The sequence below is a fragment of the Maricaulis sp. genome (assembly GCF_017642925.1).
Taxonomy (GTDB): domain Bacteria; phylum Pseudomonadota; class Alphaproteobacteria; order Caulobacterales; family Maricaulaceae; genus Maricaulis.
In genome coordinates this window covers 12,997-26,567 of sequence record NZ_JAEPOL010000003.1, presented here as the reverse complement: position 1 = coordinate 26,567, position 13,571 = coordinate 12,997, and the positions used below count along the sequence as shown (strand labels likewise).

The 13,571-nt window shown below is 67.8% G+C and carries 15 protein-coding genes; 6 read left to right on the top strand and 9 right to left on the bottom strand.

Annotated elements, in window-relative coordinates; translation table 11 throughout:
* Positions 1 to 2: 2 nt before the first annotated feature.
* Positions 3 to 338, bottom strand: coding sequence for a divalent-cation tolerance protein CutA (gene cutA / locus JJ918_RS03090; protein WP_291883107.1), 336 nt, complete (start codon positions 336 to 338; stop codon positions 3 to 5).
* A gap of 41 nt (positions 339 to 379) precedes the next feature.
* Here cutA and queC point away from each other — a divergent pair, with 41 nt between their 5' ends.
* Both queC and queE read left to right on the top strand, forming a co-directional pair.
* Positions 380 to 1,081: a 7-cyano-7-deazaguanine synthase QueC gene (gene queC / locus JJ918_RS03085; RefSeq protein WP_291883105.1), complete on the top strand. Its 702-nt coding sequence runs from the start codon at positions 380 to 382 to the stop codon at positions 1,079 to 1,081.
* Complete coding sequence (gene queE / locus JJ918_RS03080) at positions 1,078 to 1,707, top strand: 7-carboxy-7-deazaguanine synthase (protein WP_291883102.1); 630 nt, start codon at positions 1,078 to 1,080, stop codon at positions 1,705 to 1,707. Before queC ends, queE begins: the two co-directional genes overlap by 4 nt.
* A gap of 21 nt (positions 1,708 to 1,728) precedes the next feature.
* On the opposite strand, the gene JJ918_RS03075 is transcribed toward queE, so the two are convergent.
* From JJ918_RS03075 to JJ918_RS03045, 7 genes are all read right to left on the bottom strand, one after another.
* The gene (locus tag JJ918_RS03075; protein WP_291883099.1) at positions 1,729 to 2,304 is read right to left on the bottom strand and encodes a hypothetical protein; all 576 of its coding nucleotides are present in this window, start codon (positions 2,302 to 2,304) and stop codon (positions 1,729 to 1,731) included.
* 165 nt (positions 2,305 to 2,469) lie between these two features.
* A complete protein-coding gene (locus JJ918_RS03070; RefSeq protein ID WP_291883096.1) occupies positions 2,470 to 2,970 on the bottom strand; it encodes a hypothetical protein in 501 nt (166 codons plus the stop codon).
* Between the two features lie 99 nt (positions 2,971 to 3,069).
* Positions 3,070 to 3,258, bottom strand: a complete 189-nt coding sequence (locus tag JJ918_RS03065; protein ID WP_291883093.1) for a hypothetical protein — start codon at positions 3,256 to 3,258, stop codon at positions 3,070 to 3,072.
* Between the two features lie 70 nt (positions 3,259 to 3,328).
* Positions 3,329 to 5,389 carry a glutamine amidotransferase gene (locus JJ918_RS03060; RefSeq protein ID WP_291883090.1) on the bottom strand — a complete coding sequence of 687 codons (2,061 nt, stop codon included), beginning with the start codon at positions 5,387 to 5,389 and terminating at the stop codon, positions 3,329 to 3,331.
* Positions 5,386 to 8,106, bottom strand: a complete 2,721-nt coding sequence (locus JJ918_RS03055; RefSeq protein ID WP_291883087.1) for a DUF4159 domain-containing protein — start codon at positions 8,104 to 8,106, stop codon at positions 5,386 to 5,388. Before JJ918_RS03055 ends, JJ918_RS03060 begins: the two co-directional genes overlap by 4 nt.
* Before the next feature lie 5 nt (positions 8,107 to 8,111).
* On the bottom strand, positions 8,112 to 9,008 hold the full coding sequence (locus JJ918_RS03050; RefSeq protein WP_291883084.1) for a DUF58 domain-containing protein: 897 nt from the start codon (positions 9,006 to 9,008) through the stop codon (positions 8,112 to 8,114).
* 3 nt (positions 9,009 to 9,011) lie between these two features.
* Positions 9,012 to 10,010 (bottom strand): MoxR family ATPase, encoded by a 999-nt coding sequence (locus tag JJ918_RS03045; RefSeq protein WP_291883081.1) that lies wholly within the window; start codon positions 10,008 to 10,010, stop codon positions 9,012 to 9,014.
* An 84-nt stretch (positions 10,011 to 10,094) separates the two neighbouring features.
* Here JJ918_RS03045 and JJ918_RS03040 point away from each other — a divergent pair, with 84 nt between their 5' ends.
* The 4 genes from JJ918_RS03040 to JJ918_RS03025 are packed head-to-tail and all read left to right on the top strand — an operon-like array spanning position 10,095 to position 12,858.
* Positions 10,095 to 10,658, top strand: coding sequence for a DUF1285 domain-containing protein (locus JJ918_RS03040; RefSeq protein WP_291883079.1), 564 nt, complete (start codon positions 10,095 to 10,097; stop codon positions 10,656 to 10,658).
* Entirely contained in the window at positions 10,658 to 11,284 is a 627-nt protein-coding gene (locus JJ918_RS03035; RefSeq protein WP_291883076.1) for a CoA pyrophosphatase, read from the top strand. Before JJ918_RS03040 ends, JJ918_RS03035 begins: the two co-directional genes overlap by 1 nt.
* 3 nt (positions 11,285 to 11,287) lie before the next feature.
* Complete coding sequence (locus tag JJ918_RS03030) at positions 11,288 to 11,620, top strand: DUF6111 family protein (RefSeq protein ID WP_291883073.1); 333 nt, start codon at positions 11,288 to 11,290, stop codon at positions 11,618 to 11,620.
* Entirely contained in the window at positions 11,617 to 12,858 is a 1,242-nt protein-coding gene (locus JJ918_RS03025) for a CCA tRNA nucleotidyltransferase (RefSeq protein WP_291883070.1), read from the top strand. Before JJ918_RS03030 ends, JJ918_RS03025 begins: the two co-directional genes overlap by 4 nt.
* A gap of 88 nt (positions 12,859 to 12,946) precedes the next feature.
* Here the strand turns inward: JJ918_RS03025 and JJ918_RS03020 are convergent, their stop codons facing one another.
* A complete protein-coding gene (locus JJ918_RS03020; protein ID WP_291883068.1) occupies positions 12,947 to 13,441 on the bottom strand; it encodes a hypothetical protein in 495 nt (164 codons plus the stop codon).
* Positions 13,442 to 13,571: the final 130 nt, after the last annotated feature.

Here is a 13,571-nt window from a genome sequence, read left to right as displayed (position 1 = left end):
CGTCATGAAGACGGGCGCGTTTCCCGGTCGATCCAGTCGAGAAAACCGGCCGCACTTCCAGCCTTGTCGACCGGCAGGGAGAGCACGCACGGCTCGTCATAGGGATGCAGCGCGACGATGCGTTCGCACAGGGCGGGCGCCAGATCGGTCCGCGTTTTGAGGACCATGACGGCTTCTTGCGCGGTCTCCACCTTGCCCTGCCAGCGATAGAGGCTGATCATGCCGCGGAACACGTTCGCGCAGGCACACAGCTTCTCCTCGATCAGCCGTTTTGCGGCCGTCTCGGCGCTGTCCGGATCGGGCCAGGTTGTATAGGTCCAGCTATGGCTCATGGTCATCCTCGCTGTCTTCATTATATAAGCCGCCCATGACGAACCCAATGCCTGCCCCCACGGCCCTGGTCCTCTTCTCCGGTGGCCAGGATTCCGCCACCTGCCTTGCCTGGGCGCTCGACCGGTATGACCGGGTCGAGACGGTCGGTTTCGACTATGGTCAGCGGCACGCCGTCGAGATGAGCGCGCGGCAGGATGTGCGCAAGGGGATGCAGGCCCTGCCCGGCGGCGACCGGCTGGGCGAGGATTTCGTCATCGACCTCACCGGTTATGGCGCCATCGCGGAAAGCGCGCTGACGGCCGAGCGTGAGATCGAGATGCAGGCCAACGGTCTGCCGTCCACCTTCGTGCCGGGCCGCAATCTGGTGTTTCTCACCGTGGCGTCGGCCCTGGCCTATCGCCGTGGGCACAGCGTCCTTGTCGGCGGCATGTGCGAGACCGACTATTCCGGCTATCCGGATTGCCGCCGCGCCACGATCGATGCGACGCAGCAGGCGCTGACGCTGGGCCTGGACGTGCCGATGCGTGTCGAGACGCCACTGATGCATCTGGACAAGGGCCAGACCTGGGCGCTGGCCGACGCGCTGGGCGGTGCGGACCTGGTCGAGCTGATCCGGATCCAGTCTCACACCTGCTATCGCGGCGAGCGCGGTGCGCTGCACGACTGGGGCCATGGCTGCGGCACCTGCCCGGCATGCGAGCTGCGGGCCGCGGGCTGGCAAGCCTGGCAGGAGGCGCGGACGGCATGAGCTATTCGGTCAAGGAAGCCTTCCTGACGGTGCAGGGCGAGGGCGCGCAGGCCGGCCGGCCTGCGGTCTTCCTGCGCTTTACCGGCTGCAATCTGTGGAGCGGCCGGGAGCAGGACCGGGCCAAGGCGGTCTGCAATTTCTGCGACACGGACTTCGTCGGCATGGACGGGCCGGGGGGCGGGCGCTTTGCGACGCCGCAAGATGTCGCCGATCACGTCAGCAGCTTCTGGCCCGGCGGCGGCAAGCCGCTGGTCGTGTGTACGGGCGGGGAACCCCTGCTGCAGCTCGACGCGCCGCTGATCGAGGCATTGCACGCAGCCGGGTTCGAGATCGCCGTGGAGACCAATGGCACGCTGCCGGCGCCGGAAGGGATCGACTGGATCACGGTCAGTCCGAAGGGCACCGCGCAGGTCGTCCAGCGCTCCGGCCACGAGCTCAAACTCGTCTATCCGCAGCCCGGCCTCGATCCGGCAGCGTTCACGGCCTGGGACTTCCGGCGCTTCTCCCTGCAGCCGATGGATGGCGCTCGCATGATGGAGAACGCCCAGGCCGCATTCGAATACTGCCTGGCGCATCCGCAATGGTCCTTGAGCCTGCAAACCCACAAGTGGATCGGCGCGCCCTGACGCCCTGTCCGGGCTGGCGAACTAGCGGCTTTCCGACAGGCGCCGGGGCATCGGGGCTTCGCCGAGACTGTCGGTCAGCTCCCGCGCAAACAGGCTGAAGGCCAGGCGGGTATCGCTCCAGATGCCCGTATCGTGACCTGTCGGCTCGGTATTGTACCAGCGGAAGGCATACTGCCCGATCGGCCGGCCATCGGCCCCGACCAGCTCGGCCGTCAGTTCGGCACCGCCGGACGCCTCGCTGGTATAGTGCGCGGTATCCATCTCCTGGATCTGCGACAGGGTCGGACGGCTGGGGACGACATCGATCAGGGTGATATTGAGCACCGTCTCGTGCGCCGAGACGCCGTGCCAGTCGGCAGCGACCAGCGTGTTCTGCAGCACGTCGCGCAGATAGCCGGTCAACCGCCCCAGCTCGGCCTCACCCAGAAGCTCGGCTTTCGCGCGCAGCGCCGGGGCGACGTCGATCCGGCCGATTTCGATCGAGCCGGTCGCCTCGCTGCGATAGCTGGACTGGAAGCCGCTTGTCTGGGCCGTCGCCGATGCCGCCGGCACAGTCCCGATGAACGCACCTACAAGGACTAAAGCGAGCACACGCATCGTGTCTCTCCTCGCATCAGGTCCCCCTTGTGGCAAAGAGACTAGCACGGAGCGTCACGTGTGCGTGAGCGAAGGGTATTGTGCGACCGCGAACGAGGGTGTGAATACAAACGGGGCGCACCCGCCGGATGCGCCCCGCTCTAACTGGATGGGAATGGGTCCGGATCAGGAGCCGGAACGGTACCGTTCGCTCAGGCTCTCGCCGATATCGTCGGCGAACCGGTCCATCGCGCGGCGTGCATCGGTCCAGCGGGAATAGCCCACGACATCCTGGATGTTATGCGAGCGCCAGGAATAGCTGAACGTCTCCAGCTCGGCGCCGCTGGCGTCGAGAAGGCGGGCCTCAAGGCTTGCCCCGCCGATGCTGATGGATGAATGGTGCAGGCTGCGGGCGGCCATCTGTTCCATGGTCGGCCGATTGGGCGTGGCGTCGAGAATGGTAACTTCCAGGCGAAGCCCGTTCTCGCCGAGCATGCCGGACAGTTCGCGCTCGAGATCTTCGCGCATTTCCCGAGCCAGATAGTCCAGCTCGCGCTGGCCGTATTCGTCGGCCTTCTCGGTCAGCTCCGGTCCGAAGCCGATCGGGGAAATGGAAACGGGATCCTGTGCCAGTGCCGGAACCGCCAGGGCTCCGATCGCCAGCAGCGCGGTCATGGTACGTCTCATTGTGCGCCTCCTAACAAAGTTGGCAACGAGTCCCTCGCAACCAGACTAACACATAGGAATTGCCGATGAAAATAAAACCGCGGACAGGCGGGGAGGCGCTCAGTCCTCGTCCTCGTCGTCATCGTCTCCGGGAGTGACAACGTCGATCGCCGCACCGCCTACCGCGCCGGCGGCACCGACCGCAGCGCCGACCGTGCCGACGGCAACATCGGTTGCGGCAATGACCAGGCATCCCGACAGGAGCGGACTGAGGAAAAGCATGGCGAGCAGGATGCGGATGCGGCGCATGGATCGGTCTCCGGTTGAACGCCTCCCTCGTCGCACTGACAGGGTTTCCACAAGATGAAGACGTTTTGTCTTAGCGTCCCTCGCGCCACCAGCCCAGGCCCAGGAAAGCCGCCAGCAGCAGGACCGCCAGCAGGCCCGGCAGAAGCGGCGTGCGGGTCGAGGCCTCGACCACATAACGCTCATTGCGGGTCAGGCCCAGCCAGGTCCGTCCGGCCTGATCGGCGCCTGCCCGCGTGCGGCGCAGGGCCGGCAGGTCCGCATCGGCGCCGTCGCCGACCGGATACCAGCCGCCGCCGGTTGCCTCGACAAAGAGATCGAGCGCTTCGCCCGTCGGACGCAGATCGGCATATTCCACCGGATTGATCGGTCCCAGCGCGGCCACCGTCGTCAGATCGCCCGAGCGCAGCCGCACCAGGCCTGAGCCTTCCGCCGGCATGACCGCGGCAAAGCGGCCATCTTCGGTGCGCCCCATCGCGACCGTTTCCTCGCGACCGTCCGGCCAGGTGATCTCCAGCGGCGGGGCTTCGTCGGCCAGGGTAACCCGGTCGGCATGCAGCTCGCCTTCGGTGGCGTAGGCGGTCAGGCGTTCCTCGTCGAGCTCGGGTTCGCGCATCAGCCAGTGGGCGACGCGGCGGAACATTTCCGCATAGGGACCGCCGCCCTCGAAACCGCGCGCCCACAGCCAGGTCTGGTCGCTCATCACGATGGCGGCCCGGCCTTCGCCGGAACGCTGCAGGACGAGAAGCGGATGCCCGTCCGGCGTTTCCAGCAGCGTATCGCCGCCCAGCGCCGTGCCGTGGATGTGACGCAGCCAGCGGCCCCATTGCGGGGTCTCGCCGCCGCCGGCCAGACCGGCCGTCACGGGATGACGCAGGCCGGTATCCGTGGTCTCAGGGGTGAAACCGCCATCGGTGATATAGCCCGTCGGACGCACCGGCAGGACCGCGGCCAGCGGCGTGCGGTAAAGGCTCGGCGCGCCGGCGAAGGGCGGACCGGCAGTCACCAGCAGCGCACCGCCATTATCCACATAGCGGGCGATATAGTCGAAATAGAGCGGCGGCATGATATTGCGCCGGCGATAGCGGTCGAAGATCACCAAGTCGAATTCTTCCAGGCGCTCCACGAACAACTCCTGCACCGGGAAGCCGATCAGGGCCAGCTCGTCCACCGGGGTGGAGTCGCGCCGATCTGGCGGCCGCAGGATGGTGAAGTGGACGAGATCGACCGAGGGATCGGACTTCAGAAGGTCACGCCAGGCGCGCGCGCCATTGTGCGGCTCGCCGGTCACCAGCAGTACACGCAGCCGGTCACGCACGCCGTTCACGGATACGGCGGCCCGGTTGTTGATGAGCGAGAGTTCTTCCGGTCCCGCCTCGACCTCGGCCTCGATGACATTCTGGCCGCGGCGTTCCACGGGCACTTCCACCCGGGTCGAGCGGCCGATCGGGATGGTGAAGCGCTGGGGCTCGCCGCCCTCGAAGCGGAAATCCACCGCGGCGGTGCCCTGCATGGCATCGTCCTCGACGCGGATCATGAATTGCACGGTCTGGCCGACAATGCCGTAGCGCGGCGCTTCCTCGATCACCAGGCGGCGGTCGCCGGCCTCGCGGTCGCCGGGCATGACGTGATGGATCGGCGCGTCGACATTGATCGCGTCCAGGCTGGCCGGCGCATCATGCACCTGGCCGTCGGTAACCAGGACGACGCCGGCGATACGGTCCGGCGGTGCACTGGCGAGGGCGGCATTGACGCCGTCGAACAGCATGGTGCCGTCGGCGCTCTCACCGGCTTCCACCTCGACCAGATCCAGCAGGGGATCATTCTCGGCCTCGCGGCGCAGGGCCTCGGCCATGGCGTTGGCGGCTTCGTTGCGGCCGCCGATATCCATGCTGGACGAGGTATCGGTCACCAGGATGGCGACGTCGGCCAGCGGGTCGCGTTCTTCCTCGACCAGCGAGGGATTGGCCAGCACCAGGGCGATGCCCAGAATGGCGAGCGTGCGCCAGATCCAGCCGGACAGGCGCATCACGCCGCCGGCCAGTGTGGCGACAAGGGCGAGCCCGGCCAGGGCCGCGATCACGCTCCAGGGCAGGAGCGGCGCAAAGTCGAGCGCAGTGACGGTCGCGTTCATTGGCCCAGCCTCTCGAGAATTTCCGGCACATGGACCTGATCGGCCTTGTAATTTCCCGTCAGCGCGTACATCGCGATATTCACGCCGAAGCGGTAGGCCATCTCGCGCTGGCGATCGCCGCCCTCGATGGGCACCATGGCCTCGCCGTTCGCGTTACGGGCCCAGGCCGAGGCCCAGTCATTGGCGCCGATGATCACGCCGGACGTGCCGTCTCGCGAGGCGCCGTCGGGATTGGCTTCCACCCAGACCGGGCTGCCCGAGAAGCGTCCCGGGAAATCCTGCAGCAGGTAGAAGGTGCGCGTAAGTACATGATCCGGCGGGATCTGGGCCAGCGGCGGAATGTCGATGCTTTCCAGCAGAGTGACGAGGCCGGGGTGCGGCGCGCCTGTGCGCAGCATGGCCACGTCGGCATCCTGGGTGTCGAACACGATCAGCCCGCCGGACTGGAGATAGGCGCTCACCTTCTCGGCCGTCTCCGGCGAGAGCGGCTGCACATCGGTGGAGACCGGCCAGTAGATCATCGGGAAGAAAAGCAGCGGATCGGTGTCGATATCGATCCCCATCGGCGCGTCCGGTTCCATGGCACTGCGCCGGGTAATCTCGCGGCCGAGGCCGGCGAGGCCGGCTTCGCTGCGGCCGTCGGTCTGGGCATTGCCGGTGCGGACATAGGCAAAGCGCAGGCTGAGTGCGGCCTCCAGCGCGTAGGCGTCGGGATCGCTGTCCTGGGCGTCCGCCATCGGAGCGCCGGGCACGATGGCCAGACCGATCAGCACGGCGGCAGCCGTGCCGCCCAGCCGCACGGGCAGGCGGCCGGCCAGCGCCAGGGCGATCAGGATGTCCATGGCCAGCAGGATCAGCGCGGCGGCCAGAAGCGGCGCGTCGAAATGCGAGACCCGCGGACCGTCCAGCCCGGCAAATTCAGCGCCGGGCAGATTGCGCGGCAGCGGCACCATCCGCGTGTCGCGGGCGATCACGTTGAGGGCGGCCGAGGCCGAACCAAGACGGTAGAGGCCGGGCGGTGAAACCGGGCTGGGCGCCGTTGTTTCGAATGCCTGGGCCGGGATCGGCCGGGCCGAGGCGGGTGCTGTGGCCAGCTGGCCCTCGGCATCGAGTGCCCGGTCGAGCACCCAGGCGCCATTGGCGGGTGAAGAGGCACTGCCGCTGTGGGCAAGGCCCATCAGACGCTGCAGCATGCGCGGGAAAAGCCCGGTCAGCGGCAGGTCCGACCATTCCGGGCTCGCCGTGACGTGGAACAGCACGATCCAGCCGCGGGCGCGGCGTTCGGCGGTGACCAGCGGCGTGCCATCGTCCAGACGGGCCCAGACGCGGTCCGGTGTTGCCGAGCCCGGCTGCGCGAGAACCTGCCGGTCGACGGTCGCATTGCGATCCACCGGCAGGCCGGCGAAGGGCGATGTGTCGGGGAAGGGCGCCAGCGTCTGCGGCTCTTCCCAGTTCAGTGCCCCGCCGAACAGACGGCCGCCCTGGCGCAGGTCGACGGGCAGCAGCGCGTCGCCGCGGGCCGCCAGGCGCGGGCCGGCAAAGCGGATCAGCACGCCGCCATTGTCGATGAAGTCGGCAATGCGCGGATCGTCGCTGCGCGCATCGTCGGTCATCACCAGGATGGACGGCTCGGCCGCCAGAAGATCGTCCAGCGTGCCGCGGATCAGCTCGGCGCGCGGCGCCAGGGCGCTCCGGATATAGTGCAGGTCGGACAGCAGGGGCTGGCCCTCGCTGGCGGTCAGTTCGATCAGGCCGACGCGCGGACGCTGCCAGCTATCGCCCAGCAGATGCACCGACCCGGCGGTCGAGGTGCCGTCCAGGCGCAGGCTTGCGATGCGATTGCGCAGGTCGAGCGGCAGCGACAGCGTCGCCGAGGCAATGCCCGAACCGGCCTCGAAGGTGAGGTCGCGGCGGGCAATGGCGCGGCCGTCTGCGCCCAGTGCCGTGACACCGGCGGTGCGGGGCAGGTCGGTTGCGGCGCGGCGAACTTCCACCGTCAGCCCGTCGGCCGCCGCTTCCGGCGGGGCGAGGGCAAGTGCGGCGTGGCCGCTGTCCGGTTCGATCACCCGCAAGCGGCCCAGGCCCGACAATGTCTGGGCCAGGCGGGCGGCGTCGCCGGAATTCAGGCCGTCGCTCAGCCAGGTCACGGCCAGCGGGCCGTCCAGCTGACCGGCGTCGCGCGCATTGCGCAGGCGATCGGCCGTGGCGTCGCGATCGGCGGGCCAGGGCTGGGGCGACAGCGTCTCCAGCTGGCGGCGGGCGGCGTCGGCATTGCCCAAGCGCACGGGCAGGGGCGCATTGCCACTGTCCGCCGTGCCGGTGACGGCAATGGCGCGGCCGTCGCGATCCGCCTGGTCGATCAGGCGTTCGGCTTCGCGGCGCATATCGTCCCAGGCCGAGGCAGCCGTCCAGCCATTGTCCAGCACCAGGAGTGAGGGGCGTGTCTCGGTCTCGACCGCCGCCGGCGTCCAGACCGGACGGGCCAGGGCGATGATGATCAGGGCTGCGATCAGGAGACGGAACAGGATCAGCCACCAGGGCGCGTGTTGCGGCGTCTCGGCATCGTCCGGCGCCCCCATCAGGAGGCGCAGCGGCGGGAAGACGGCCCGGCGCGGTGCAGGCGGGGTCGCGCGCAGCAGGAACCACAGCGCGGGCAGCGCGAGGAGGCCGGCCAGCGCCAGCGGAGCTGCGAAAGAAAGAGGGCCCAGGGCGAACATATGCGTCAGACGTCTCGTGCCAGGGTTTTGAACAAGGATAACACGGCGCTGGTCGCCGGGCGGTCGGTACGGTGTGTGATCATCGTCCAGCCGAACTGCCGGGCGAGCGCCGCCAGCTGTTCGCCGTGCTGGGCCCAGCGGGCGCGGTAGGCGTTGCGGGCTTCTTCGGCGCGGCCGAACAGCAGGGTCTCGCCGCTGCCGGGGGCTTCAAAACGGGTGCGGCCGGAATAGGGGAAGTCCTCTTCAGCCGGATCGACGACGCGCAGCAGGACGCCATTGGCTTCCTGGGCGGCAAAGCGCGACAGGCGCGCGGCCCAGGTCTCCGGCGGATCCAGAAAGTCGCTCGACAGCACGATGCGGCTGAAGCGGGAAATATGGGGCGCCTCGACCGATTGCTGGGCGCCGGGGCCCAGGATGAGCCGCCGCGACACGCGTTCCAGGCCCAGTGCGCCCGTGCGGGCGATCGCCGATTCGCCCAGCACGGAGACCCGCTCCCCGCCCTGGGTGAGCAGGGCGGCAACGGCGATCAGGCACACCGCAGCCCGGTCGGCCTTGGTCGGAACATTGCGGCTGGAGGCGAACTGCATCGAGGCCGAACCGTCGCGCCACAGCGAGACGGTGTTGGCCGCTTCCCACTCATTCTGGCGCACGAAGAGCTGGTCGGACTTGGCCGACTGGCGCCAGTCGACCGCGGCGCGGCCGTCTTCGGGGCGGTGATGGCGGTATTGCCAGAAGGTCTCGCCAATGCCCGAGCGGCGGCGGCCGTGCACACCCTGGGCGACCGTCGCAGCGATGCGATCGGCCTCGGCCAGCAAGGCCGGCAGGCGCGCAGCCGCATCCTCACCCTCGTGGCGCAGGGCGACGACGCGGCGCTCGGTATTGCGGTCTGCGCCCTGGACCATGGATCAGGCCGCCTGGTCTGCGAGCGTCTTGATCAGGCCTTCCAGCGTGTGGCCGTCGGCGCGGGCCGCGAAGGACAGCGCCATACGGTGTTTCAGCACCGGTTCGGCCAGCGCGGCGACATCTTCCGTCGACGGCGCCAGGCGTCCGCGCAGCAGGGCGCGGGCGCGGCAGGCCAGCATCAGCGCCTGGCCGGCACGCGGGCCGGGACCCCAGGACACGCCGTCGCGCACAGCCGGAACATCGCTCTCGTCCGGACGTGCCGAACGCAGCAGGTCGAGGATCGCATCGAGCACGCGCTCGCCGACCGGCAGGCGACGCACCAGCGATTGCAGCTTCAGGATCTCGTCCGGGTTCAGCACTTCAATCGCTTCGGCCTGCTCGGCCCCCGTCGTCGCCAGCAGCACGGCACGTTCGGCCTCGCGCTTGGGATAGGGAATGTCGACGCGCAGCAGGAAGCGGTCGAGCTGGGCTTCGGGCAGCGGATAGGTGCCTTCCTGCTCGATCGGGTTCTGGGTCGCCAGGACGTGGAAGGGTTTGGGCAGGTCGTGGCGCTCGCCGGCGACGGTGACATGGCCTTCCTGCATGGCCTGCAGCAGGGCGGCCTGGGTGCGCGGGCTGGCGCGGTTGATCTCGTCGGCCATCAGGAGGCGGCAGAAGACCGGACCCGGCAGGAAGCGGAAATGCCGCTTGCCGTCATCGCTCTCTTCCAGGATTTCCGAGCCGAGAATATCGGCAGGCATCAGGTCCGGCGTGAACTGGATACGCTTGGTGTCCAGACCGGTGGCCGTCGCGATCGTCTGCACAAGGCGCGTCTTGGCGAGGCCCGGCGCGCCGACCAGCAGGGTGTGACCGCCGGCGAGGACAGCGGCGAGACACAGCTCGATCTCGTCCTCGAGCCCGAAGATCACCCGGCCGATGCTCTCTTTCACCGCCTTGAGACGTTCCGTCGCGGCATCCGCCTCGGCAATCAGTTCTGCACCGGGTTCATTCGTCTCGGTCATCGTCCTACATTCCTTTGCGATACAGATACGATCCATTGGCCACATTGCTCTTTACGAGCATGGCGTTGCACACGAAAGCTGTCCATGCCCTCCACACCTCCGACCCGCGATCCGATGCAGTCGCTCCTCGACGCCGCCCGCCAGGCTGGCGACGGGCTGCCGCCGGTGGACAAGTGGCATCCCGACTATTGCGGCGAGATGGACATGGTCATCAAACGTGACGGGTCTTGGTGGCACGAAGGCACGCGCATTACACGTGACCGTCTTGTAAGACTGTTTTCCACGATCTTGCGGAAAGATGACGATGGCATTCACTACCTTGTAACCCCGGTCGAGAAGATCGGCATCGAGGTGGAGGTCGCGCCCTTCATTGCCACACGGGTCGATGCGATCGGCGAGGGTAAGGACCAGTCGCTCGTCTTCACCACCAATGTCGGCGATCTTGCCGAGGCGGGACAGGATCATCCGATCACGGTCGAAGTCGATGAAGAGACCGGCGAGCCGACGCCGCTGGTGCGGGTGCGCGGGAAGCTGGACGCACTGATGGCGCGTCCGGTCTTCTACGAGCTCGCCGAACGGGCGGTCGAGCATGAGGGTGTGATGGGCGTGTGGAGCGGCGGCGAATTTTATCCGCTGGGGGCGGTGTGATGGAGAGCGCCGACCGGCTGCTGGCGCTTTTGCGCGACCGGCTGGACCCGGTGGATGCGCCGGCCATGCCGCCGCGATTCGGCGATGGCGATCTCAATGGCGGCCTGCCGCTGCGCGAGACGGCGACAACGGCGCTGCGCAATGCCGCCGTGCTGGCGCCGCTGATCGTGCATGACGGTCCGCCGCGCCTGCTGCTGACCGAACGCGCGGCCCATCTGGCCAAGCATGCCGGCCAGGTCGCTTTCCCCGGCGGCAGTGTCGATCCGACCGGCGAGACCCCGGCCCAGGCCGCCGTGCGCGAACTGGAAGAAGAGGTCGGTATCGGTGCCGGGCATGTCGAACTGATCGGCCGCTTCGACGGCTATGAGACCGTCACCGGCTTCCATGTCACGCCCTTCGTCGGTGTGCTGAAGCCCGGTTATGTCCTGCGTCCCGATCCGGGCGAGGTCGCCGATGTGTTCGAGGCGCCCTTCGATTTTCTGATGGATCCGGTCAATCACCAGCGCCATTCGCGCGAATGGCAGGGGCACCGGCGGCATTTCTACGCCATGCCCTGGGAAGGCCGCTATATCTGGGGCGCCACTGCAGGCATGCTTAAATCCCTGCACGACCGGTTGTATGGTTAGCTCATGATCCGCATCACGATTATCGAAATCGCCTCGTTTTTCCTGCCCTTCCTGCTGTTCTTCATCTGGCGGTGGCAGACACGGTCCGACGTCAAGCTGACGGCGACGCCGGCGCTCAAGCTGGGCGTCGCAGGGGCCGTGCTGGCGATCGCGGCGATGATCGCGCTGGCCATGTTCGACGCGTCGCGCGGCGGGCATGAGGGCGACCGGTATGTGCCGCCTCGCGTCGTCGACGGCCGGGTCGTGCCGGGCCATTTCGTTCCTGCGGGCGAGGTGGAGAGCGACGCGGCCGACGCCGATACGTCCGAACCGGACGGCGAAGACACGCCGCAATGACCCGGCCGCGTCTCGATCCCGCCCGGCAGACCTGGATGCAGGCGCCGGAGACCGTCGCTGTGATGGAAGCCCTGGACGCGGCCCGGCCGGACGGCAGCCGTTTTGTCGGCGGCTGCGTGCGCAATGCGCTGCTGGGCGAACGGGTGGCCGATATCGACATCGCCACGCAGCTTCTGCCCGACGAGACCATCGCCGCGGCGAAGGCGGCCGGCCTGAAGGCCGTTCCCACCGGCAAGGCCCACGGCACGATCACCGTCATTGCCGATGGCGTGCCCTTCGAGGTCACGACGCTGCGGCGCGATGTGTCGACCGACGGCCGGCGGGCGGTGGTGACCTTCACCGAAGACTGGGCCGAGGATGCGCAGCGGCGCGATTTCCGTCTCAACGCGCTCTATGCGGACCGGACTGGCGAGATCATCGATCCGACGGGCGGGCTCCAGGACGTCGCGCCGCGGCGCTTCGTGTTCGTGGGCACGCCGGAGAACCGTATCCGCGAAGACTATCTGCGCATCCTGCGCCTGTTCCGCTTCGAGGCCTGGTATGGCGGCGGCGATCCGGACCCTGCGGGTCTGGCGGCCTCGGCGGCGCTGAAGGACGGCCTTCATAAATTATCGGTCGAGCGTGTCTGGGCCGAACTCAAGAAATTGCTGGCTGCACGCGATCCGCGGGCGGCGCTCGCCGCGATGGCCAAGGCGGGTATTCTGGATTTGATCCTTGGAGTGAACGGATCCTTAAGAGTCCTCGGCGGTATTGTTGATCAGGATATACAATATGGTCTAGCGCCCGATTCGCTCTTGAGGTTCGTGGCGCTTGCCGATGGCGGACCGGAAAGGATCAGGACCATGGCAGCCAAGCTGAAAATGTCGAACGCCGAGACGCGCCGCCTTGAGGGCGCCGTTGATCCGTCGGCGCGTGAAGACGTTACCCGGGCCTTTTCCGACATGGCCGCAGCCGAACGCGCCATCATGGCGCTGGGCGCACGCGCTTTCGAGGACCAGGCCCGCCTGCAGGCCGCTGGCGAGGTGGCGCCGCCGCCGCGCGACTGGACCCTGCTTGCCAAATTCGCCCGCGAATGGGCCGAGCCGGACTTCCCGGTAAAGGGTGGCGACCTCATCCTTCTGGGCTACGAGCCCGGCCCGATGCTCGGCGATGCCCTCGACGCGCTGAAGGCCCACTGGATCGCCGAACGCTTCGAGCCGACCAAGGACGAGCTGATCGCGCGCCTGAAAACGCACTGATCCGTTTCCTTGGTGCTGAAAAAGATAAAGGCCCCGGATACTGTCCGGGGCCTTTCCTGTTCTGGATGAGGGCTGGCAGTGCGGCGGCCTATCGGCCCCACATCGCCTGTTCGCCCTCTTCCACACGCTGCATGGATTGCGCATAGGCGGCATTGATCGAGACGCGGATATTCTGCTCCGCCGGGCTTTCCGCCGATGTGCGCACCTCGTGTTCGATCCGATTGGCGATCTCGAACTCGATCCGCTCACGTTCCTCGGGCGGCAGGGCTTTGAGCGTATCCTCGGTCATGCCCTGTTCTTCCAGGTACATGGCGCGGATCTGCTCGGCCGGGCTCATCCGGGCCCATTTCAGGAATTCCTCGACCACGCCGCCGCCCAGGTTGGACCCTGGCGGCTGCTCGCCGCCGGACTGGCCGGGCGGTGCGGCTTCGGAAACTTTCTGGCTGGCCTCGAGCGGCAATTCGGCCGCTTCGGGCGGGATGGCATCAAAACCTTCCGTCGGACGGGTTTCTTCCTCGGCCTCGGGAGAGCGGGCGCCCGGCCATCTCGGGGCCGGTTGTGACAGGGCGTCGATATAGGACACGCGCTGAGCTCCTCGTCGGTAGACCCCGCGCACAGATACGCCGGGGCCCTGCCTGCCTAGCAGGACCGGTGCCAGCGCAGGGGCCAATCATAGCGTATGACTTCCCGCTAAGCGGCAGATGTTGCCCGGC

Excerpts from the sequence above, each read along its gene's own strand:
- cutA (WP_291883107.1), bottom strand. The coding sequence starts at position 338 with ATGACCATGAGCCATAGCTGGACCTATACAACCTGGCCCGATCCGGAC.
- queC (WP_291883105.1), top strand. The coding sequence starts at position 380 with ATGCCTGCCCCCACGGCCCTGGTCCTCTTCTCCGGTGGCCAGGATTCC.
- queE (WP_291883102.1), top strand. The coding sequence starts at position 1,078 with ATGAGCTATTCGGTCAAGGAAGCCTTCCTGACGGTGCAGGGCGAGGGC.
- JJ918_RS03075 (WP_291883099.1), bottom strand. The coding sequence starts at position 2,304 with ATGCGTGTGCTCGCTTTAGTCCTTGTAGGTGCGTTCATCGGGACTGTG.
- JJ918_RS03070 (WP_291883096.1), bottom strand. The coding sequence starts at position 2,970 with ATGAGACGTACCATGACCGCGCTGCTGGCGATCGGAGCCCTGGCGGTT.
- JJ918_RS03065 (WP_291883093.1), bottom strand. The coding sequence starts at position 3,258 with ATGCGCCGCATCCGCATCCTGCTCGCCATGCTTTTCCTCAGTCCGCTC.
- JJ918_RS03060 (WP_291883090.1), bottom strand. The coding sequence starts at position 5,389 with ATGAACGCGACCGTCACTGCGCTCGACTTTGCGCCGCTCCTGCCCTGG.
- JJ918_RS03055 (WP_291883087.1), bottom strand. The coding sequence starts at position 8,106 with ATGTTCGCCCTGGGCCCTCTTTCTTTCGCAGCTCCGCTGGCGCTGGCC.
- JJ918_RS03050 (WP_291883084.1), bottom strand. The coding sequence starts at position 9,008 with ATGGTCCAGGGCGCAGACCGCAATACCGAGCGCCGCGTCGTCGCCCTG.
- JJ918_RS03045 (WP_291883081.1), bottom strand. The coding sequence starts at position 10,010 with ATGACCGAGACGAATGAACCCGGTGCAGAACTGATTGCCGAGGCGGAT.
- JJ918_RS03040 (WP_291883079.1), top strand. The coding sequence starts at position 10,095 with ATGCCCTCCACACCTCCGACCCGCGATCCGATGCAGTCGCTCCTCGAC.
- JJ918_RS03035 (WP_291883076.1), top strand. The coding sequence starts at position 10,658 with ATGGAGAGCGCCGACCGGCTGCTGGCGCTTTTGCGCGACCGGCTGGAC.
- JJ918_RS03030 (WP_291883073.1), top strand. The coding sequence starts at position 11,288 with ATGATCCGCATCACGATTATCGAAATCGCCTCGTTTTTCCTGCCCTTC.
- JJ918_RS03025 (WP_291883070.1), top strand. The coding sequence starts at position 11,617 with ATGACCCGGCCGCGTCTCGATCCCGCCCGGCAGACCTGGATGCAGGCG.